This is a genomic window from Lacrimispora sp. (assembly GCF_046972725.1).
Classification (GTDB): domain Bacteria; phylum Bacillota; class Clostridia; order Lachnospirales; family Lachnospiraceae; genus Lacrimispora.
In genome coordinates, this window is the sequence record NZ_JBKVXF010000003.1 from 107,572 (window position 1) to 128,237 (window position 20,666).

Genomic DNA, 20,666 nt, shown 5'->3' on the forward strand with positions numbered 1-20,666 from the left:
GAACGATGCTGTATAATCGTGAAAAAAAATGAGATGTTTTTAATTTGTTTCCACAACATAAATTTTTGAAAGGAGCTGATAAATATGAATATGAATCAAGTTCATGTATGAAATAAAATGTGGAGGGAGGCAATATTTTATCTCCCCCTATCAACTGGAGGAAATTATGTTTGATCAATTAAAAGATCATCTGGCAAGACCAGAATTATACGCTAAAGGAACGGGTACCTTTTGGGATGATGATCATATATCAAAAGGACTGCTCGAGGCACATCTCAATCCAGACATGGATGCTGCTACCCGTAAGCACGAATTCTTAAATACGTCGGTGAAATGGATCGCTTCAATAGCTCCCCCAAAGAGATTTCAGAAATTAATGGATTTAGGGTGCGGTCCCGGATTATATGCCGAAGGGTTTCGCAGTATTGGATACTCTGTGACAGGAGTTGACTTTTCCAAACGTTCAATTAAATATGCAAAAGAACAAACGCTGCTTAATAAAAGTAACATTGAGTATCATTACAAAAATTATTTGACAATTAGCGATGTCGGTTCCTTTGATGTAATAACATTGATATACTGTGATTATGCCGCGTTATCCATTGCTGATAGAATTATACTGTTAGAAAAAGTGTATCAGGCGTTAAAACCCAATGGAAAATTTATTTTTGATGTATTTACAAACAAAATGAGGAAACCCGAAAGCCATACATGGCATTTTAAAGAAAAAGGTGGATTCTTCAGCGAAAAGCCGTATATCTGCTTGGAATCCGTTTATCAATACGATGACTGTGATGAAACGGAATTAAGGCAAAGCATTGTATTTGATGAAAATGCGGTGCATTGCTATAATATTTGGGATCATTTTTTCACTAAAGAAAAGCTGATATCAGAAGCTCAGCCTATGGGATTTCGTGGGTATGATTTTTACGGTGATGTTTCGGGGAAGGAATTTACGGATACGGAAGATACAATTTGCTGTGTATTTACCAAATAGTTATCATAAATATTAGAAAAAATAGAGGTATCCAATTCGTACCATTTTCGCTTTGCGGCAAAATGTCCTATGACTCGCCTTGGAGAAATGCCGCCTGTTTCTCTCTGTATTGGCGCTTTGAATGACCCTCCAACCGCATTACCGCCACAGGAGGGCCATCAAAAGCCCACATTCAGTCTCCTTTGGGAAATTTATTCCCACTTAAAAAAGCAAAGAGCAGCAGTAGTACATATCACTCCAATTACAATCATCACAGTTACAGGAATAAAAGCACGGTCTATTGGCAAACCCAGTGAAGCAGCCTTGAGAAGTTTTATTCCTTGGGTTAATGGCAATAGATCTGCGAATCTTTGAAGTGCAGCGGGCATTACTTCGTAAGGCAGAGTAGCACCTGAAAAGATAAGCATTGGAAAATACAGCAGGCTGGCAGCGGCACTTGCCATTTTCATATTCGGCGCAATTCCTCCCACCAGAAGTCCAATGCTGAACATTGACAGCATGACCAGTAAGTATGCTCCTAAGAACTGGAGCCATGAGCCGTATAACTGACAGCCGAAAAATACTGCCCCTGTTGCATAGACAAGGATAAGTGAAAACATCGAATAAAGTGCGTAAATGACAACCTGTACTGCCAGGATGAGAGAAGGACTGGCAGGTGTGACTTTAAGCCGCTTTAGTATTTTTCTGTTTCGGTAATCAGATACGGTTAAGGGGAGCCCCATTACGCCTCCGGCACATATGGCAATGGTTGATACAGCACCGAAAGACTGTTCCAGAAAGGTATATTCCGCACCGTGAAAAGCAGGCTTATTTCCAAACACGGCTCCCAGAAGTATAATCACGACAACAGGCATACAGATAGCAAAAATGAACATGTCCATTCCACGCAGGGATAACCGGATTTCCGTTTTTAGTAAAGTTTTAAATGCTTTCATTTTTTACCTCCCCGTCTGTGTACCAAAGGTATGCGTCCTCAAATTTTTCATAAGGGCTTGCAGCAGTCGCTTCTTGTACTGTCCCGCAAAAAACCTTTTCCCCCTGTTTCAAAATCATGATTTTGTCACACAGAGCTTCTACCTCATCCATAAAGTGAGAGGTTAACAGGATGGTGATTCCTTTCGCTTTTAATTCAGAAAGGCTTTTCCACACATCCCGCCGTGCTTTAGGGTCCAGGCCGGTGGTTAGTTCATCAAGAAATATGACCTCAGGATCGGGAATCAATGCAAGCACGATAAAAAGCCGCTGCTTCTGACCTCCCGAAAGCTCCTTGACCAGACTTTTCCGCTTATCAGAAAGTCCGAATTGTTTTAGAAGAGAGCCATAATCCAGAGAAGTTTTGTAAAGCGAAGCCGTGACCTCACAAAGTTCGGCTACTTTTATTTTGTCCTGATAGTTCGCTTCCTGAAATTGAACCCCAACTCTCTCAAACAATTTTTTCCGTTCCTTCTGCGGATCCATTCCCAAAACGGATATGGTTCCCCTGTCTTGCTTTTTTGTTCCTAAAATACATTCAATTGTGGTGCTTTTACCCGCACCATTTGCACCCAGCAGACCAAATACTTCTCCACGGCAAACGGAGATATTGATATTATCCACTGCTTTGATATGCTCGTAAGACTTGCATAGATTTTTTACTTCAATCGTTGTTTCCATGCGGTTAAATCCCTCCTTTTCCTTGCATAAAAAGAATAACACCAGAACAAAGTCTGGTGTTAAAGTGTAGGGTTTTCCGAAAATTGTTTTTTCATTTTCTCAAGCTGAGAAAGCATAACAATTGCATTTTGTTCCGCATGGTGTAATGATGTCAGCAGCTTATCACACACTGAAATTATATCATCATTTTCCTTTGGGGTGTCAATCGCCTGCCGTATGTCCGCTTCGGGGTTTCGAGACAGGGTATTTAACATTCGCAGAATGGATGAAAGAGAGTAATTGGCGCAACGTAAGGAGCGTATGATTTTTAACCGCCGAATATCTTCATCGGTATAAACACGATAGCCATTTTGTTTTCGTTTTACTGTAAGCAAGCCATTCATTTCCCAGTTCCTTAAGGTGTCTATGGATAGCTGCAGGTAACCGGCGGCCTCTTTTCTGGTTAAAAATGTAGTGCCTGCTTCCTGATTGCTGCCGGATAACAGCTTTTTAGTAATCTCTATAGCTTCTTCGGCATTTTTTTGTTCATTTTTTATCTGCTCCAGATAGTGCTTCGTCAGGCAAATTGCTTTGCTGAATGATCCAAGCGCAGAGGTCTTAATAATATCGATTGCTTGCTTTCTCAGACCATTTTGCAGTATTTCAATCTTGAATGCAATTCTCACAAATCTGATCTGCTCCATATGAAAATCCGTAAAGATACGATAACCGTTTTCCTTACGCTCCGGTTTGGGAATTAGTCCAAGCTTTTCATATAGCCGCACGGTATTGGGATGGATTCCAATGCTGTGTGCAATTTCGGATGTACTGTAAGTGTTCATTTTTTCACCACCATTCTATGCACTATAATAACACCAAATCAAAGTCTGGTGTTATAGTGGAGGGCTTTGATTATAACCCATACAAATGAAAGTGGCAATCATTGACCGCTAAAAAATCTGTTTTATAAATCAATCAAACGGAACGAAATTGCAGGCAGTTTTAAATGCCTTTGAATAACATTTGAACAATCCCATAGAATCAGTTATCATAAACATGGAAACAATAATTTTATTTACACAGAATACTTTCATTTTTCTGATATTATTCTGTACTTTTCAGGGAGGAAAATGGAAGATGAAACTATTATTGGTAGAAGACGATAAGGAAATCCGTGAGATGTTAATGGAATTTCTCCAGATGGAGGGCTTTGAAGTCCACTGTTCATCTGATGGAGAGCAGGCGGTAAAGGCATTTGTCAGCGGGTCCTATGATCTGGTGATTTTGGATCTGATGCTGCCGAAAATCAGCGGGCTGGAGGTGATGAAACGGATCAGACAGGAAAGTGTGGTTCCTATTATCATTCTGTCCGCCAAAGATACGGAATCAGATAAGATCTTTGGATTGGGACTGGGAGCGGATGATTATATTACGAAACCATTTTCTCTTACGGAGGTGCTTGCCAGAGTGAAAGCAAATCTGCGGCGTACCAACCAGTATTCTTCCGGCGGGGAGGCTGCCTCTGCCTGCCTTTGCCTGGGAGATCTGGAGATGGATCTGGAAAGTCACACAGTACACAAAAACGGGCAGGCAGTGGACTTGACTGCAAAGGAATATGAAATTCTTCGCCTGCTCCTTTCCAATCCCAAAAAGGTTTATACCAAGGCACAGCTTTATTCCTTCATATGGCAGGATGATTATTTGGGTGATGAAAACGCCGTCAATGTTCATATCAGCCGTCTGCGCACTAAAATTGAAGATGATCCCAGAAAACCAAAGTATATTTTAACCGTTTGGGGAATCGGATACAAACTGGGAAGTCCAAAGGAGTGAACCCATGTCTCTGTTAAATAAAGGGCTGTTAAATCAAATTCAAACGATTGCCCATGAACTGGAACGAATCTTAGATGAAGATACAGATGAAAAAGTGATGGCATTTACCGAAGATAAGGAAATCAAATATCTTCTGGAACAGATCAACCGTACGTTGGAGGACAGGCAGAATGCCAATGCCGGTTACCGCAGATCGGAAGCAAATACCAAACGGATGCTTTCTAACATCTCTCATGATCTGAAGACGCCCCTTACCGTTATCATCGGTTATTTGGACATGCTTCTGATGCAGGAGACCCCTGAAAAAGGCATGATAAAGAAAGTTTCTCATAAGGCCAACGAATTAAAGGAGCAGATTGACCAGTTTTTCACACTGGCCAAATTGGAAGCCGGCGATACGGTACTGACCATGACCAAAATAAACTTAAATGAATTTTGCCGGGAAACCATTGTGGATTTTTATAATATCTTAACGGAGAAAGAATTTGAAGTGGACATAAACATTCCTGAACCGCCGGTGTTCGTTTATGGGGACCGGGAAGCATTGGGACGTATTTTAAATAACCTGATCAGCAATGCAGTCCGCTATGGCGATGCAGGACATTACCTGGGACTGACCCTTCGCATAGAGAACAGCTTTGTATTCGTGGATGTCATTGATCATGGAAAAGGCATTGCATATTCGGAAATTCCACGTGTCTTTGACCGTCTCTATACCTTAGAGGATTCCCGGAACCGGGAGATCCAGGGCAATGGATTGGGGCTTACCATAGCAAAAAGTCTGGCAGAAAAAATCAACGGTACACTGACTTTAAAAAGTATTCGGAATGAGGAAACGGTATTTACTTTAAAACTCCAGCAGTTTATTTATTAAATGTTTTCCCGCGAAAGGAATTCGTAAGATTTATTCAAGAGTTTTGAAGAAATCACATGCTAAAATTTTGGATATGGAAAGGAAGTGACAGAATGCAGACAATTTTAACAACAGATCATTTAAACAAACAAATTGGTGCAGAACCCATTGTGTCCGATTTGAACATGCATATCACCAAAGGGGAGATTTATGGCTTTCTTGGCCCTAACGGTGCAGGAAAAACAACGGTGATGAAGATGATCACCAACCAGTGGAAACCAACTTCCGGAGATATCCTTTTATTTGGTGAAAAGCTGCTCCCTGATTCGTATTCGTTTTTAAAACGTGTGGGAAGCATGATTGAATTTCCCGTATTTTACAACGAACTGACGGCGGAAGAAAACTTAAAGCTGCACTGTGAGTACATGGGCTATTACAGCCCCGGTTGTGTGGAGCAGGCATTGTCCCTGCTGTCGCTGTCAGATACCAGAGGGAAAAAGGTGAAGGAATTTTCACTGGGAATGAAACAGAGGCTTGGGATCGCAAGGGCCGTTCTTACTAAGCCGGAATTTCTGGTGCTTGATGAACCGACCAACGGCCTTGATCCGGCAGGCATGAAACAGCTCCGTGACCTGTTCCTGATGCTGTGCAAAGAATATGGAATGACCATTCTTATTTCCAGTCATTTGCTTTCTGAGATCGAAAGCATTGCACATACCATAGGGATCATTCATAACGGCAGGATGGTAAGAGAAATATCGATGAAGGAGATTACGGACAGCGGTCTTGAGTATCTGGAAATCACAACGCCGGAGACAGCAAAAGCATCTTATATATTGACGGACCGTCTTAATATTTCAAACTTCAAGGTAATAAACGACAATCATATCCGGGTTTATGCAAAACAGCCCACGTCCCAGGAGATTATGAAGGCGCTGACGGAGAATCAGATTGAAATTCAGGGGTTCCGTTCCCATTCAGAGTCTTTGGAAGAGTATTTTCTGAAGGTTACAGGAGGTGAGAGGGAATGTGGAAATTAATTCGTCTGGAATGGAAGAAAAACAATACAAGAAAATATATGATCTATCAGGCAATTGTAATTGCAGTCCTTGGAATTCTGTTATTTTCCATGTGCTATTACATTCCCATGGAAGCTGAAACAGAAATGACTGATACCGTGGAGGAGATAGGAAGTATGGCAATGCAGATCGATTTGCTTACCAATCTCTCGTTTTTGATCTTTACCTCAGTCATGTTGTCTTCCTTTATTATTCAAGGGTATAAAAATAAAACCCAGAGCCTTATGTTCAGCTATCCCATTTCCAGAAAAAAAATAATTATTACTCAAATGATGGCAGTATGGATCTTCTGCGGGGCAGCTCTTCTCCTGGGAAAATTGATTATTTATCTGCTACTGGCTTTGACTTCAGTAACCATGGACGGTTATCCCCTTGGCTATGATATCACAAGTGTCAGTTTTCATATACAGATCATCTTAAAAACCGTTCTTACAGTGACTCTGGCCTTTATTCCTTTGTATATCGGAAAACGGATGAAGTCATCGAAGGCTGCTGTTATCTCTTCCTTTTTACTGTTTTCTGTTATGGATGGAACCATAGGAGACTTGACTTTAAGAGAGAATACGATTCTTCCGGTCTTACTGTTTGGGGTTTCTCTGATTTGCGGGTATCTTACTGTGCATAATGTGGAAAAGGAAGATGTAATGTAAATACGGTACGTATAAAAATGTATTTAGCTTATGAGATTCGGGCTGGCGCACAAAGAAAATAGTGCGGCAGCCTTTTTCGTATATGGAATTATTTTGATATTCTGCAGTCTCCAACCTGTTCAAATTACCCATAGCTGTGCTATACTGGTTTTAAATGTTGATGCCTGTAACCGTTCATAATTTGTCAATCAAGCAAAGAGAGATTATTAATGATTTGGGGGATAAATTTAGAGGAAAGAACAACGGGCTGTATTTGTTAATATAGAAATAAAAATTTACATAAAATCGTAAAGTGCGGAGGAGCAGCTTCATATGGGGAGAAAATCGGAACAGTCTCAAAAGGTATATAACGAAATGGCACAAGAATATGACTCAGCCCCGGAGGGCCACTATACAAGACGACATAAAGCGGAGCTGATTAAAACGGTTGCACTTAAAGATGGCGATAATATTCTGGACGTTGCCTGCGGCAATGGCTATCTGCTTGGAGAACTATCAAAAAAAGCGAGCATCAATGCGTATGGTGTGGATATTTCCGAGAATATGATTGCAGTTGCCAAAAAGCGGCATCCGGACGGTGTGTTTACAGTGAACCCCTGTGTTCCGCTTTGTTTTAAAGACGCAAGTATGGACGTTATAACGGTGTCCTGTGCCTTCCATCATTTTGAAGAACCACAGGCTTTTGCACGTGAATGTATGCGGGTATTGACAAAGAACGGAAGAGTTTTCATGGCCGAACCCTTTTTCTCTCCATTGGTGCGGTGGGTTGCCAATACGGTAGTATTTCCCCTCTCCCAAAAGGGTGATGTGAAAGTATATAGTGAAAAGGAATTAAAAAATATTTTTGAATTGGCGGGATTTACAGATATTCAGACTTACGTATCTGGTACCGTATTATTCTTATCGGCAAGAAAACAGGAGCTTATGGAAAAATGTTAAAGAAAAATATATTGATTCAAGGAATCCCTGCACTTTTATGGGGAGAGGAAAAAGACGAGTTATTGATTGCGGTACACGGCAATAGGTCCTCCAAAGCGGACATACCGATCTGCATTCTTGCGGAAGAAGCAGTTCCGCTCGGTTATCAGGTACTTAGCTTTGATCTGCCTGAGCATGGGGACAGGAAGGGGGAGCCGACACTCTGTAAGGCGAATAATTGTGTTTCCGATTTAAAAAAGATTTTTTCATTTGCATCCACAAAAACAAAATCAATCAGCTTATGGGCAAACAGTATAGGTGCCTATTTCAGCTTATTGGCTTACAGGGATGAGGAATTAAAGCAGAGCCTGTTTCTTTCTCCGGTCGTGGATATGAGAAGGTTAATCCAAAATATGATGGAATGGTCTGCTGTGACAGAAGAACGGCTGCACAGGGAAAAGGAAGTGGCTACGCCTGTTGGCCAGACGCTGTATTGGGACTATTATCAATACGTTATGGAAAATCCAATTATGAAATGGAACACTCCTGCATCCATTTTATATGGAAAAAAAGATGAACTTTGCGAGTATAATACAATTTCAGACTTTTGCAAAGACTTTCATTGTAATCTTACCGTTTCCGATAATTCGGAGCATTATTTTCACACCGAAGAAGATCTGGTTGTTTATAGAGAGTGGATTCGGAAATCAATGGACCATAGCTGAGCCAAGAAGCATAGCAATGATGTTTATTCTTCCGTTGGGATATGCTTTTCTCCCCATTGATACATTAAATCAAGAATCGGTATTAAGGTTTTCCCTTCGTCAGTCAGGGAATATTCGACTTTTGGAGGGACCTCGTTATATTGCTCCCGATGAATTAATTTACTTGTTTCCAATTCCTTTAGTTGTTTGCTTAAGGTCTTATGTGCAATTGGCTGCAGTTTTTCCCTTAACTTGTTGTATCTTATCACTTCGGCCTTATAAATTTCCCATAATATAATCCATTTCCATTTCACTTCCACTGCTGACATTGTGTAATACATTGGACATTTCCCATACTTACTTTCAAAATCGATCATACAAGCCTCCTTTACTAACTGAAAGGTTAGTATATAACAAATATGTGCATACTTGAACACTTTCTTATTAACATATATACTTTACAGCAGAAAGTCAAGATTAAACACCCGGAAAGGAACATGTTATGAAAATAATAGGGGTCAATGGAAGTCCACGAAAAAACAAAAATACTGCAACATTGCTAAAGAAAGCATTGGAAGGTGCACAATCATGGGGAGCGGAAACGGATCTGATAAATCTTTATGATCTTGATTATAAAGGCTGTATCAGCTGTTTTGCCTGTAAATTAAAAGGCGGTAAAAGCTATGGAAAATGTGCATTTAAAGACGGATTAACACCGGTTCTTGAAAAGATAGCAGATGCAGATGGGATCATTCTGGCATCTCCCATATATTTCGGGTCGGTTACAGGCAATATGAGGTCTTTTATGGAAAGACTGCTGTTCCCGTATCATACGTATACCGATGAATATAGTATATTTGGCCGTAAAATCCCAATTGGATTTATCTATACAATGAACGTAACCAGGGAGCAAATGGACAAATCAGGCTATGCACAGGGGCTGAATATTTCAGAAATGAGTTTAGAGAGAGTATTTGGCTATTTTGAATCATTAATTGTAAATGATACTTATCAGTTTGACGATTACTCCAAATACGTGGTGACAGTTTTTGATGGTGAAAAAAAGGCAGAGGTAAGAGAAAAGGAATTCCCGGTATATTGCAATAAAGCATATGATTTGGGCGCAAAATTCACACAAATAACTTTATAGGGAAAATGTTGTTCCGTTCTTTTTCTTGATTTGCTGAAATTTATCCCAATTACACAAAGACTCTAAAAAGCAATGTATGCGATCTTGTTGCATATGGAAGACTGTTTTCAGGTTCTGCCGTTATCCACCGAGTATCAGCATGTAAGCGCCTGCAACGCAGAGTAAGGCTGCAACATAGTTCTGGAATTTCCCTTTCTCCATTTTTTTAATCATATGGTTTGCGGCAAATGTTCCTGCGATCATAGCTGTTCCCATAAAAAGCCCCGTAAGCAATGCCGGACCATCAAGCCCTGCCAGTTTGCTGTATATGGCTGTTTTTAAGAGGTGCATTGCTGTAGCGGTAGCTGCTTCGCTGGCTATGTAGGCAACAGGAGGCAACCCAAGGGTTAAAAATACGGCGGCCCCAATAGGCCCGCCGCTTCCGGCAAGGCCGGACAAAAGTCCGGTAGCACCGCCGCCGATCAGCATAGCCCTTTTACTGTTCTTAAACTCCAGCTTCTTAATCCTTTTAATCAGTACAAGAATAATCAAAGCACCGCCGATACAGCGGGTAATCATCGATTTTGGCAGTACAGAAAATCCAAAGGCCCCCAAAGCTGCTAGGGGAAGAGCCGTAGCACAAAACAATCCAACCGGTTTCCAGTCGATTTGCTTGATTCCGAATGCCATGCGGGAGAGGTTTCCAATGAGCTGTGCAATCGTCAGCACCGGCACGGCAGCTTCCGCCCCCACACAGGCGGTCACCACCGGCAGCAGCAACAGAGCGCCTCCAAAGCCTGCCGCCCCGGAAACGAAAGCGGCTATAAAGCTGGTAAGTATTAAAATAATGTAGAGCATAATCGCCTCCCGGAAACAAATGTATTTACTGTTTTAGTATAGCACGGTCAGAGTAATATTCATAGTCTCAGGAAGAAGCGGTAACCTTATAAGGAATCTGCTTTGATTCTTGCTTTCAGTTCTTCTATGCGTTGGACAATTATTTGTATAACCGCAATAAACTCCTCATTGCCTTTGCCGGTCGGGTCATCAATTCCCCAATCCTCACGGTGTTTACAGGGCAAAAAAGGACACTGCACATTACAGCCCATGGTGATAACAATGTCTGCCGGAGGGATTTCCGTAAGCAGCTTGGAACGCTGCGTTTTATTCATATCAATGCCATAAAGCTGCCGGATCAAGCGAACGGCATCCGGATTGATCTGCGGTTTTGTCTCTGTTCCGGCAGAATAACTTTCAAACACATCAGCGGCAAGATGCTTGCTAAGTGCTTCCGCAATTTGACTGCGGCAGGAATTGTGAACACAAATAAATGCTACCTTGGGTTTCTTTCTTATTTTATTCATGATCGGCTCCCTGATAAATAACTTACTTTGGTGTCTTAGGGTCTTCAAACCAGTGTTTTGTCTTATTCACAAACCGTACAAGTAAAAGCATAACCGGAACTTCGGTCAGAACGCCAACGGTGCAGACCAGCACCACCGGAGAGGCAGGCCCAAAAAGTGCGATAGCGACTGCCACCGACAGCTCAAAAAAGTCCGATGCGCCAATGAGTGCCGCAGGGGCTGCAACGCTATGAGGCTGTTTGGTCACTTTGCACATCCAATAGGCAAAGGCGGCAGTGAGAATGTTTTGCAGTATCAGCGGGACTGCAAGGAAAAGAACGTGCAGAGGATGTTTCAGTATGGCATCCCCCTGGAAGGAAAAGATGATTACCAGTGTCAGAAGCAGTCCAACGGTTGTCATATGATCAAACTTAGGGATAAACTTTTCTGTAAAATATTCTTCCCCTTTGTTTTTTACCATGAAATACCGGGTAAAAAAACCACCCGCAAGAGGAACGACAACAAATAAAACGATGGAAAGTATCAGCGTATCCCACGGTACGAAAATATTAGTCACACCTAATAGAAAGGATACGATGGGAACAAAGGCAACAAGGATAATCAGGTCATTGACTGCCACCTGCACTAAGGTATGAGCAGGGTCGCCTTTGGTCAGGTTGCTCCAAACAAAGACCATGGCAGTACAGGGAGCTGCTCCCAGCAGGACGGCTCCGGCAACATAGCTTTGTGCAAGCTCGATTGGTATGAACGCCTGAAACACAACGTAAAAAAAGAACGAGGCAAGCCCAAACATCAAAAACGGTTTTATCAGCCAGCTGGTTCCGCTGGAGATAAGAAGCCCTTGGGGATGTTTGCGGATATTTTTAATGGACTGGAAATCAACCTTCATCATCATGGGGTAGATCATGAGCCAGATGAGTATTGCAATCGGAATGGATATCTGTGCATACTCAAAACGGCTTAGAAATTCAGGAATACCAGGCAGGAACCTGCCGATTAAGATACCCGCCGTCATACATATCAAGACCCAAATCGTCAGGTATTTTTCAAAGAAACCGATTCCGGTGTTTTTTTCCTTACTCATTGTCATCACATCCTTTGCAGCATCCGGTATCTTCTTTGCAAATACAGTGTTCCTTACTGCTGGTGATACTGCAGAAGAACTGTTTTGTTTTATCGATCCTTTCCTGGTCCAGGGAATAATACGTCCATTTCCCCTCATTTCGACCCCTGACAAGCCCGCATTCACACAGAAGCTTCATATGGTGGGACAGGGTGGATTGGGACATTTCAAATTTTTCTAAAATCATGCAGGCGCAAAGCTCCCCGCAAGAGAGCATATCTACAATCATGGCTCTTTTGGGGTCACCAAGTGCTTTAAAGACTTTTGTATAATCCTGATTGTTTTCCATAGTTATACCTCACATCTATATTTTTCGATATGATTATTATAAATGTCAAATCGAAAAACGTCAATATGTAATTATTTTAAAAAAGTGTGGTTGAAAAAATCCCCCCGGGAGGTTATGATAAAAAAAGGCCAGCTTTTTCCCCGACAGGGAATGAAGCAATGCGCGCCTGTCCGGGTAAATGAATGGAGAACAATTATGAGATAAAAAACAGGCTGGAAAGACTGCCTTTTACCTCCTTAAAATGGTTATAAAATTAGATGGAAAAAGGAGAAAAAAGATGAATGATAAAACTGTAGTGTTAAATGCCGGTTTGGTGAATTATGATGGAAATATTGATTACTCTCAAATTGCATCAGAGGTGGTAATCTATGATGAAACGCCTGAGGATAAAATATTAGAGCGGGTCGACGGTTTTACAGTCGTGGTAACAAAAGAGATGAAGGTCCCAGGCCACATTATTAGAAAGTTCCCTGATAGTGTAAAGATGATTTGTGAAGCCGGAACCGGATATAATAATATTGATTTGGAGGCAGTACGTGAAAAAGGAATCATATTATGCAACGTTCCGGCGTACAGCAGCCAGCGGGTGGCCCATACAGCCATCCTGATGATTTTAAACCTGGCAAGCTCCATGCAAAAACAGATCCGTATGCTTTCAGAAGGAAATCATGATAATTTTCATAAACATTTAATGGTAGACCATGTGGAAGTGAATGGCAAAACACTGGGCCTTATCGGTTACGGAAATATTGCAAAGGAAATAATCAAAGTAGCACAGGCCATGGGAATGAACATTTTAGTATCCACCAGAACGCCCAGAGAAGATATGGAGAAGATTCACTTTACAACAAAGGAAGAAGTCTTAAAGCAAAGTGACTTTGTCTCCCTGAATTGTCCTTTAAACGAATCAACAAGACATATGATCAATAAAGAAACCTTAGGGCTGATGAAACCAACGGCATTCTTAGTCAATACTGCACGAGGAGCCTTAATTGATGAAAAAGCTTTGATTGAGGCACTGGAAAATAAAGTGATTGCAGGGGCAGGCTTAGATGTGCAGGAAGTAGAACCGTTAGATGATGCAAGTCCATTGTATACAATGGATAATGTTATTATTACTCCGCACATGGGTTGGAGGGGATTGGAAACAAGACGGCGTTTAGTTTCCATAATCCGGGATAATATTCGGGCATTTTCTGACGGACAGCCCATTCACCGAGTAGATGGAAAATAGAATTTAAAATTTATAAAGATACCGACCGCTTATTTTCAAAATATTTGAAGGTAATCGGTTTCTTTATTTATATCTGAAAGGTAAATACGTAAAAAAAGATTGGTTTTTAGTGGATCACAATTACTTTATTGTTATAAAAAGCTGCATTTTATGAATGTCTTCGCTTTATTGCCCTTTCTATTAAAATATACATATATATTTTTAGATGATTTTATAATATTAAATCTTAATGTACTGTGTTAAAATCAAAGTGTTTCAGGAAAGCCATATCAGGCTTTGCGAGAATCAATCATATTATGTAAATCTGAATAACCGATATATAAAGGAGACTTATAATGAAACACCCATATGAAAGCAGGAAACACCTTGATGTATACATCCACTATATCATAGCTTTTTGCGGCGGTCTGTTTGCGGTATACGCGATGTTAAGCCGTCTGGGGAATCTGGGTCAGGCCCAAACCACGAATGTGATTGAAATAATATGCAGCATTCTGGGAAGAAATCCGGCAGAAGGTATGCTGCGGATAATAGCGGCTCTGCTTTTTATGGCAGGTATGATATTTGCCACTGTTCTGGATAACCGGACAACCTGGGATTTAAGATACCTGGCTGTTGTCCTTGACCTTGTGGCTGCGGTCCTGATTGGCTTTTTCCCCCTGACCATGGACCCTGTGGTTGCCCTTTACCCCGTTTTTTTTGCAACCGCATTTCAATGGTGCGTTTTCAAAGGCGCAAAGGGATATGTGAGTGCCACTATTTTTTGTACGAATAATTTAAAGCAAACGACGGTTTCCGCAGTAGAGTATCTTCTGCTGCCCAGGGATGATCCGGAAAGAAAAGAAAAGCTGGAAAAGTTTAAGTTTTTCGGTAGTACATTTTTCAGCTTTTATGCAGGTGTAGCGTCCGGGTATCTGTTATGGAGGCTCTTCGGTGTCCATAGTATATGGTTTTCTGCATTTCCTCTTTTTGTAAACCTTGTATTTATTGTTATGGACAGCAGGAAATCTGATATCTGTTTACATGTTCAGAATGTCAATGCCCGAAAGGCGTAAAACAATGGAATGATCAATGACTTATAGTTTGTAAATATGGTAAAAATGTATTTGGAAACGTGAAGCAGCCCATGCTTATAGACGTGAGGAGAAGGAACGATATGAAAATATATGTAGATGCCGACGCCTGCCCGGTAGTACGAATCGTGGAAAAAGCAGCAGCAGAAAATAAAATAGAAGTATGTCTTCTGTGCGATACAAATCATGTTTTACGGTCTGATTACAGTGAGATAAAAATTATAGGTGCAGGGGCGGATGCGGTTGATTTTGCATTGGTAAACTTCTGTAAGCCAGGTGACATTGTGGTAACACAGGATTATGGTGTGGCAGCAATGGCGCTGGGAAAGCGGGCTTATGCCATTCATCAATCCGGAAGATGGTACACCAACGACAATATTGATCAGCTTCTTATGGAACGGCACATGGCAAAGGCTGCAAGAAGAGCCAAATCAAAAAATCACCTCAGTGGGCCGGGAAAAAGAACGTCCCAGGACGATAAGCACTTTGAAGAGTCATTCCGAAGATTGATTTCGTATGCTGTGAAAGGATAATGGGTATTAAGCCCAGTATTGGGATGTTTACAGGTATTATTTATTGACGATTTGTGGTATTATTACAGATAGCCTCTTAAATGCAGAGGGCGTAACCGCCAGTTATTCCAAAATGATTTAACACAACGACAGGCAATGGAAGGGAGAAATACATAATGTCAATGAATGATATAGAAAAAATGAAACAACTGTTAGAAGAGAAGAAAATGAAAAACGGTTTTTTACAGGCCGAAAAAAAGATAGGTTCCGGTAAAGTGGAGAAGAGAAATAAAAATATTGGTGTTGAATTTACAAGAACTCATAAAATATCACAATAGATGATTTATTAAAATCTGCCATGCCGTAAAGGATCTTCCGGGTCCAGCGGCATTTTTTTTCTTCACACCCGGCAAGCCTGTCCGGTAACAAGGCTTGTCAGCTGTCATATATTATCAGGTACCAGCAATTACCAGTTTCCTGATATCGCTTGAATGATTATTATCTGCTATAATATAAAAAGTCAATTTACTCTATTTATAATCAAGGAAACGAAACATAATATTCATTTTCAAAGAATGATTACCAAATCCTGTAAATTCATAAGTACATTACCAATAAAACTGTTTTTCTTTACGAATTCCAACACTGGTATTATAATCTCTATATATTACACAAAAAAGGAGGGGGATAAATGAAAAAAGAATTGCCTTATTTTAAAATTGAAGATTCTTTTGGCGGTAATCAGGACTGGTTCCGTGACCCCATGATGCACTTAGGCGGGTGCGGTGCGGCGGCGGCCTGCGATGTCTGTATCAATACGGCGCTCCATGACAAGAAAGCACACTTATATCCCTACGACGTTCAAAACCTCGGCAAGGAAGATTATATAAAGTTTGCCATGAAGATGAAGCCCTATTTAAGACCCCGAATGCACGGAATCGATACCCTGGAGATATTTATGGATGGGTTTCAGAAGTATTTAAGTGATGCCGGAGAGCAGGAGATAACGCTTACCGGCTGCCATGGAGAGGTTCCGGCAAAGGAAGCGGCCGGGGAAGTTAAAACTCAGATTGATCAGGGGATTCCAATTCCCTTTTTGCTTTTGAAACATAAAGACGGTAAATTCAAGGATCTGGTATGGCACTGGTTCATGCTGGTAGGTTATGAGGAGCTTGAAGATGACTTCTATGTGAAGATTGCAACGTACGGTGGAACCAGCTGGTTGTCTTTCCATGAACTGTGGAATACCGGTTATGAGCGCAAGGGCGGAATGGTGCTGGTAAGATTTTGATACATTTTGTATGATGAAGAAGGGACTTAAGAAGTGAAAAAACTGAACAGAGAGTTTTATAACCGGGACTCCATTGCCGTGGCTAAGGAACTTCTGGGAAAGGTACTTGTATACGAGTCAGGCGGTCAGAAGGTCTCAGTAAAAATTGTGGAAACAGAAGCATATATGGGGATAGGGGACAAGGCGGCACACTCCTATGGTGGAAGAAGAACGCCCAGAGTAGAAGTCATGTACGGGAATCCTGGGTTTGCTTATATATTTTTAATATACGGAATTCATTCCTGCTTTAATATCGTAACCAATGAAGCTGGCAATCCCCAGGCAGTACTGGTCAGGGCTGCGGAACCTCTGGAGGGTATAGAACGCATGTCACAAAACCGATTTGGAAAGTCCTGCGAACAACTGACGAAAAGCCAGCGCAAAGGACTTACGAACGGTCCCGGGAAATTATGCGGTGCCTTATCCATCGACCGGAGTGTCAACGGTGAGGACTTATGCGGGAACCAATTGTATCTGGAGGAGGGAGAAGGCGAGGATTTCACCATAGTGACCACAAAGCGGGTGGGCATTGACTATGCGGAGGAAGCCAGGGACTATCCCTGGAGATTTTATATTAAGGATAACGAATATGTATCTGTATTGTAATTACAAAAAAGGTCTCTTATGAATGGAACTTCATAGGAGACCTTTTTTTTACTTAAAAGCCTTTTTCCCGTCGTTTCTTTTTAAGACAACGCGGTTTGAATGGCCGAGAAACATGGGGACCTTTTCAATATAAACATCACTGGTATCCAGTCCAAACCAGTTGGAGGGAGAGGCGGTAAACTTCTGTATGAAGAATTTGGTCCTTAGCAGAAGCGCATCCCAGGAAGAAAGCGAAGTTTCATGAGAAAGGATTTCCTGGATAAACACAAAGCGAAAGTCTCCCAGATTACGGCCGGGAATCATGGAGTATATGCTTGTCTGGGGTTCGATCTCTTTATTTTTCACTAGATCCGTTGATATCTGCCTTAAAAATACATTCAGTCTCTGATCAATACGGAAGCCGAGTTTCAGCTGTATTTTTATAATATGAGAGGTACCAAACTTTTCAACGGCATATTCTGCCTGATACGGTTCATCGGTCACGGTTACATTCACAAACCAGTACACATCCGCCTTTTTCGGCCGCTTATCCAGAAGAAAATACATGATTTTCCGTTCGATTTCCTTTGGATTGGAACAATTGCTTAAGCACACCAGATTACTGGCGTATTTTGGTATTTCCGGGTCCTCACGCAGCTTGTTAAGCTGTTGAATATAATTTTTAACGGGAACGTATTCCTGATACCGCATCTTTATAATATGGGATCTGTCCCAGAGATACATAATAAATAAAATTGAAAAAGCGATAATTATAGCAACATATCCGCCGTGGAAAAACTTAACAATATTTGCAATAAAGAAAGAAATTTCAAAGCTCATAAAGAAAACAAGCATAATGACTGAAAGTACAACAGGCGTCTTTTTCTTTCTCATATAGTTGAATAACAAAATGGTTGTCATGAGCATGGTAACGGTGATGGCAAGACCGTATGCGGCCTCCATTTTCTCAGAACTTTGAAAGAAAAGGACGATACCGATGCAGACAATGCATAAAATCCGGTTGACGGCCGGAATGTAAAGCTGACCTTTCATCGAAGAAGGATATAAGGTGTGAAGCCTTGGGAAAAGGTTCAGCTTGATGGCTTCGGACACAAGCGTAAAGGAACCTGATATCAATGCCTGTGATGCGATAATGGCAGCAAGGGTTGAGATAACGATCCCATAGACCAGCAGGCAGCGGGGAATCATCTGATAAAATGGATTTAAGTCTTCCATGATACCAAGAGCAGGATGATTCTTTGCAGACAAGATCCATGCACCCTGTCCGAAATAGTTGATTAATAAACATATCTTTACAAATGGCCATGTAACATAAATATTTTTTCTTCCCACATGTCCAAGATCAGAATAAAGTGCTTCTGCACCGGTAGAACATAAAAATATGCTTCCAAGAATAAAAAAGCCAAGCTTGTTGTCGTCGCTGAATAAGATGTTCACCGCATAATGGGGGGACAAAGCGCGCAGCAGGAACGGATTCCCGGCCAGATTGATGATACCGAAAAAGGCAATGCTGCAAAACCACAGAAACATAATGGGCCCAAACAGTTTACCAATGAATTCCGTACCAATATGCTGGATAAAAAACAGGCTGCAGATGATGAAAATGACAAGGTAAACGATATTTTTCTGGCTGCTGCCGAAAAGGTCCTGAAAGACAGGCAGCAGCTTCAGCCCTTCAACGGCGGACGTTACAGTTACTGCCGGTGTCAGCATTCCATCCGCTAAGAGTGCGGAGCCTCCGATCATGGCAGGAATGATCAGCCACCGGGAACGGCTTCTGACAAGGGTAAAAAGTGAAAAAATGCCGCCTTCTCCATTGTTGTCCGCTTTCAGTGTAATGAAGACATATTTGATACTCGTTAAAATCGTCAGTGTCCAGAATACCAGAGATAAGGTTCCAAGAATAAAGTTTTCTGAGACCTGCTGGATTCCTCCGTTTCCGAAAAGCACTGATTTCATCACATAAAGAGGTGAGGTACCGATGTCTCCGTATACCACACCTAATGTTACCAGAATTCCTCCGAGTGTTAATTTTGAAATATGAGATTGCTTTGACGATTCTTCCATTTTTACTCCTTTGCAAAATGTTTGTTAAAACCATACAAAAAAAGACCCTTATTGTAAAATGAGATTTACAGCAAAAGTCTTGTTACTTAGTTACGATGCAGATTATAAATGCTTAACAGGGCAGATATAACCGGATTGATGCAATCGCAAACACCAGACGGGTGTCAACTACTCCCTTTTGTTTAAAGATATATTACTAGAAAGAAATACGGATGTCAAATGAAATATTATCGGGTGAAATGCGATAGGTTTTAAAATTTTCATCCCCCTCTTTCATCCCATTATAAGTTATCATATAATGAAACAAAGTTTCATAGAATCCGATAAATATTGAAAATTATATACAAAAAAGCTAGAATGAGATTCAAAAGAACAGTAAAAAAAGGATCTGTTTCTTCTGGCTTAACAGGAGGGAACCCACGATGAAAGGCCTGCTCGTAAGAATTGATGATTATTTTAACAATGCCGGTGAGGCAGAGAAAGTCTTGATCCAAAGACTGCAGAGAAATCCCGAATCGGTGCTGCGAAAAAGCATCAAGGAGATAGCCAGAGAGACTTATACATCTCCGGCTACCATCGTAAGGCTGTGCAGGAAGCTGGGGTGTGCCGGATATAAGGATTTTCAGAATTCCCTGGCTTATGAGGTGGCCCTGTTTCGGGAAAGCAGGGAGATCGCATTTCAGAAGATCACGCAGGATGATACCGTAGAGGATATTATTTATAAGGTGACAAAAAAGAACATTGAGTCCCTGGAAACCACCAGAAAGCTATTGGAACCAAAGGTCATAACCGAATGTGTAAAGCTGCTGGAAACCAGCAGAAGCGTTGCCTTATTTGGTCTTGGCACCTCCCTTCTGGTTGCAAGAGATCTGTATTTAAAGCTGCTTCGCGCAGATGTGATCTGTAATGTGTGTGATGACTGGCATGCTCAGTTCTTAACTGCAAAGAACTTAAAAAAAGATGATTTGGCAATCGTCATCAGTTATTCCGGCCTTACAAAAGAGATGCTGACCTGTACAAAAGAAGCCAAAGCAAACGGTGCCAGGGTCATTGCCATTACCAGAGCCGTGGAATCCAGACTGGCGGCAGAAGCCGATTATGTTCTGCCGGTTGCGGCAACGGAACTGATCCATCGAAGCGGAGCCATGTCATCACGGATTTCCCAATTAAACGTGGTAGACGTTCTTTTTACTGCTTATGTAAACCGGAATTATGAATTCTGCATGAGCCAGTTTGGAAGGACTCATATACAAAAGGACGGAGGAATTTAATA

24 protein-coding genes are annotated in these 20,666 nt (G+C 41.4%); 15 read left to right on the forward strand and 9 right to left on the reverse strand.

Translation table 11 applies throughout. The features are described 5' to 3' along the window. Positions 1 to 166: 166 nt before the first annotated feature. Positions 167 to 997, forward strand: a complete 831-nt coding sequence (locus ACLTWA_RS12920; protein ID WP_412328282.1) for a class I SAM-dependent methyltransferase — start codon at positions 167 to 169, stop codon at positions 995 to 997. Between the two features lie 191 nt (positions 998 to 1,188). Here the strand turns inward: ACLTWA_RS12920 and ACLTWA_RS12925 are convergent, their stop codons facing one another. Genes ACLTWA_RS12925 through ACLTWA_RS12935 form a run of 3 tightly spaced genes read right to left on the reverse strand, consistent with a single transcriptional unit; the run spans position 1,189 to position 3,471 of the window. Further along, positions 1,189 to 1,932, reverse strand: a complete 744-nt coding sequence (locus tag ACLTWA_RS12925; protein WP_412328284.1) for an ABC transporter permease — start codon at positions 1,930 to 1,932, stop codon at positions 1,189 to 1,191. Continuing rightward, complete coding sequence (locus ACLTWA_RS12930) at positions 1,919 to 2,650, reverse strand: ABC transporter ATP-binding protein (RefSeq protein WP_412328286.1); 732 nt, start codon at positions 2,648 to 2,650, stop codon at positions 1,919 to 1,921. The genes ACLTWA_RS12925 and ACLTWA_RS12930 overlap by 14 nt, the downstream gene beginning before the upstream one ends. A 59-nt stretch (positions 2,651 to 2,709) precedes the next feature. Next, the gene (locus ACLTWA_RS12935) at positions 2,710 to 3,471 is read right to left on the reverse strand and encodes a MerR family transcriptional regulator (protein ID WP_412328288.1); all 762 of its coding nucleotides are present in this window, start codon (positions 3,469 to 3,471) and stop codon (positions 2,710 to 2,712) included. Between the two features lie 295 nt (positions 3,472 to 3,766). Between ACLTWA_RS12935 and ACLTWA_RS12940 the strand changes: the two genes are divergently transcribed. From ACLTWA_RS12940 to ACLTWA_RS12965, 6 genes are all read left to right on the forward strand, one after another. After that, positions 3,767 to 4,462 carry a response regulator transcription factor gene (locus ACLTWA_RS12940; protein WP_412328289.1) on the forward strand — a complete coding sequence of 232 codons (696 nt, stop codon included), beginning with the start codon at positions 3,767 to 3,769 and terminating at the stop codon, positions 4,460 to 4,462. A gap of 4 nt (positions 4,463 to 4,466) precedes the next feature. Beyond that, the gene (locus ACLTWA_RS12945) at positions 4,467 to 5,336 is read left to right on the forward strand and encodes a sensor histidine kinase (protein WP_412328290.1); all 870 of its coding nucleotides are present in this window, start codon (positions 4,467 to 4,469) and stop codon (positions 5,334 to 5,336) included. Between the two features lie 92 nt (positions 5,337 to 5,428). Continuing rightward, entirely contained in the window at positions 5,429 to 6,355 is a 927-nt protein-coding gene (locus ACLTWA_RS12950; protein WP_412328292.1) for an ABC transporter ATP-binding protein, read from the forward strand. After that, positions 6,343 to 7,044: an ABC transporter permease gene (locus ACLTWA_RS12955; RefSeq protein WP_412328294.1), complete on the forward strand. Its 702-nt coding sequence runs from the start codon at positions 6,343 to 6,345 to the stop codon at positions 7,042 to 7,044. The genes ACLTWA_RS12950 and ACLTWA_RS12955 overlap by 13 nt, the downstream gene beginning before the upstream one ends. Positions 7,045 to 7,356: 312 nt before the next feature. Next, positions 7,357 to 7,983, forward strand: a complete 627-nt coding sequence (locus tag ACLTWA_RS12960; protein WP_412328296.1) for a class I SAM-dependent methyltransferase — start codon at positions 7,357 to 7,359, stop codon at positions 7,981 to 7,983. Beyond that, entirely contained in the window at positions 7,977 to 8,687 is a 711-nt protein-coding gene (locus ACLTWA_RS12965; RefSeq protein ID WP_412328297.1) for an alpha/beta hydrolase, read from the forward strand. Before ACLTWA_RS12960 ends, ACLTWA_RS12965 begins: the two co-directional genes overlap by 7 nt. A 23-nt stretch (positions 8,688 to 8,710) precedes the next feature. On the opposite strand, the gene ACLTWA_RS12970 is transcribed toward ACLTWA_RS12965, so the two are convergent. Beyond that, positions 8,711 to 9,043, reverse strand: a complete 333-nt coding sequence (locus ACLTWA_RS12970) for a winged helix-turn-helix transcriptional regulator (protein WP_412328298.1) — start codon at positions 9,041 to 9,043, stop codon at positions 8,711 to 8,713. 125 nt (positions 9,044 to 9,168) lie between these two features. Between ACLTWA_RS12970 and ACLTWA_RS12975 the strand changes: the two genes are divergently transcribed. After that, positions 9,169 to 9,816 carry a flavodoxin family protein gene (locus tag ACLTWA_RS12975; RefSeq protein ID WP_412328299.1) on the forward strand — a complete coding sequence of 216 codons (648 nt, stop codon included), beginning with the start codon at positions 9,169 to 9,171 and terminating at the stop codon, positions 9,814 to 9,816. A 120-nt stretch (positions 9,817 to 9,936) separates the two neighbouring features. Here the strand turns inward: ACLTWA_RS12975 and ACLTWA_RS12980 are convergent, their stop codons facing one another. The 4 genes from ACLTWA_RS12980 to ACLTWA_RS12995 all read right to left on the reverse strand — a co-directional run bounded on the left by ACLTWA_RS12980 (position 9,937) and on the right by ACLTWA_RS12995 (position 12,571). Then, positions 9,937 to 10,653 (reverse strand): sulfite exporter TauE/SafE family protein, encoded by a 717-nt coding sequence (locus ACLTWA_RS12980; protein WP_412328300.1) that lies wholly within the window; start codon positions 10,651 to 10,653, stop codon positions 9,937 to 9,939. 86 nt (positions 10,654 to 10,739) lie between these two features. Next, complete coding sequence (locus ACLTWA_RS12985) at positions 10,740 to 11,159, reverse strand: arsenate reductase ArsC (protein WP_412328301.1); 420 nt, start codon at positions 11,157 to 11,159, stop codon at positions 10,740 to 10,742. A gap of 22 nt (positions 11,160 to 11,181) precedes the next feature. Next, complete coding sequence (gene arsB, locus ACLTWA_RS12990; protein ID WP_412328302.1) at positions 11,182 to 12,243, reverse strand: ACR3 family arsenite efflux transporter; 1,062 nt, start codon at positions 12,241 to 12,243, stop codon at positions 11,182 to 11,184. Next, positions 12,236 to 12,571 carry an ArsR/SmtB family transcription factor gene (locus ACLTWA_RS12995; protein WP_412328304.1) on the reverse strand — a complete coding sequence of 112 codons (336 nt, stop codon included), beginning with the start codon at positions 12,569 to 12,571 and terminating at the stop codon, positions 12,236 to 12,238. The genes arsB and ACLTWA_RS12995 overlap by 8 nt, the downstream gene beginning before the upstream one ends. A 277-nt stretch (positions 12,572 to 12,848) precedes the next feature. Here ACLTWA_RS12995 and ACLTWA_RS13000 point away from each other — a divergent pair, with 277 nt between their 5' ends. The 6 genes from ACLTWA_RS13000 (at position 12,849) to ACLTWA_RS13025 (ending at position 17,326) form a co-directional block, all read left to right on the forward strand. Then, entirely contained in the window at positions 12,849 to 13,805 is a 957-nt protein-coding gene (locus ACLTWA_RS13000) for a 2-hydroxyacid dehydrogenase (protein WP_412328306.1), read from the forward strand. A gap of 335 nt (positions 13,806 to 14,140) precedes the next feature. Beyond that, a complete protein-coding gene (locus ACLTWA_RS13005; protein WP_412328308.1) occupies positions 14,141 to 14,860 on the forward strand; it encodes a YoaK family protein in 720 nt (239 codons plus the stop codon). Between the two features lie 101 nt (positions 14,861 to 14,961). After that, on the forward strand, positions 14,962 to 15,411 hold the full coding sequence (locus ACLTWA_RS13010) for a YaiI/YqxD family protein (RefSeq protein WP_412328309.1): 450 nt from the start codon (positions 14,962 to 14,964) through the stop codon (positions 15,409 to 15,411). 155 nt (positions 15,412 to 15,566) lie between these two features. After that, complete coding sequence (locus ACLTWA_RS13015; protein ID WP_412328310.1) at positions 15,567 to 15,728, forward strand: hypothetical protein; 162 nt, start codon at positions 15,567 to 15,569, stop codon at positions 15,726 to 15,728. 353 nt (positions 15,729 to 16,081) lie between these two features. After that, on the forward strand, positions 16,082 to 16,681 hold the full coding sequence (locus ACLTWA_RS13020; protein ID WP_412328311.1) for a hypothetical protein: 600 nt from the start codon (positions 16,082 to 16,084) through the stop codon (positions 16,679 to 16,681). 33 nt (positions 16,682 to 16,714) lie between these two features. Continuing rightward, a complete protein-coding gene (locus ACLTWA_RS13025; protein ID WP_412328312.1) occupies positions 16,715 to 17,326 on the forward strand; it encodes a DNA-3-methyladenine glycosylase in 612 nt (203 codons plus the stop codon). Between the two features lie 48 nt (positions 17,327 to 17,374). Here ACLTWA_RS13025 and ACLTWA_RS13030 read toward each other — a convergent pair whose 3' ends face one another. Further along, on the reverse strand, positions 17,375 to 19,393 hold the full coding sequence (locus tag ACLTWA_RS13030; RefSeq protein WP_412328314.1) for a KUP/HAK/KT family potassium transporter: 2,019 nt from the start codon (positions 19,391 to 19,393) through the stop codon (positions 17,375 to 17,377). 422 nt (positions 19,394 to 19,815) lie between these two features. Between ACLTWA_RS13030 and ACLTWA_RS13035 the strand changes: the two genes are divergently transcribed. Further along, positions 19,816 to 20,664 (forward strand): MurR/RpiR family transcriptional regulator, encoded by an 849-nt coding sequence (locus ACLTWA_RS13035; protein WP_412328315.1) that lies wholly within the window; start codon positions 19,816 to 19,818, stop codon positions 20,662 to 20,664. Positions 20,665 to 20,666: the final 2 nt, after the last annotated feature.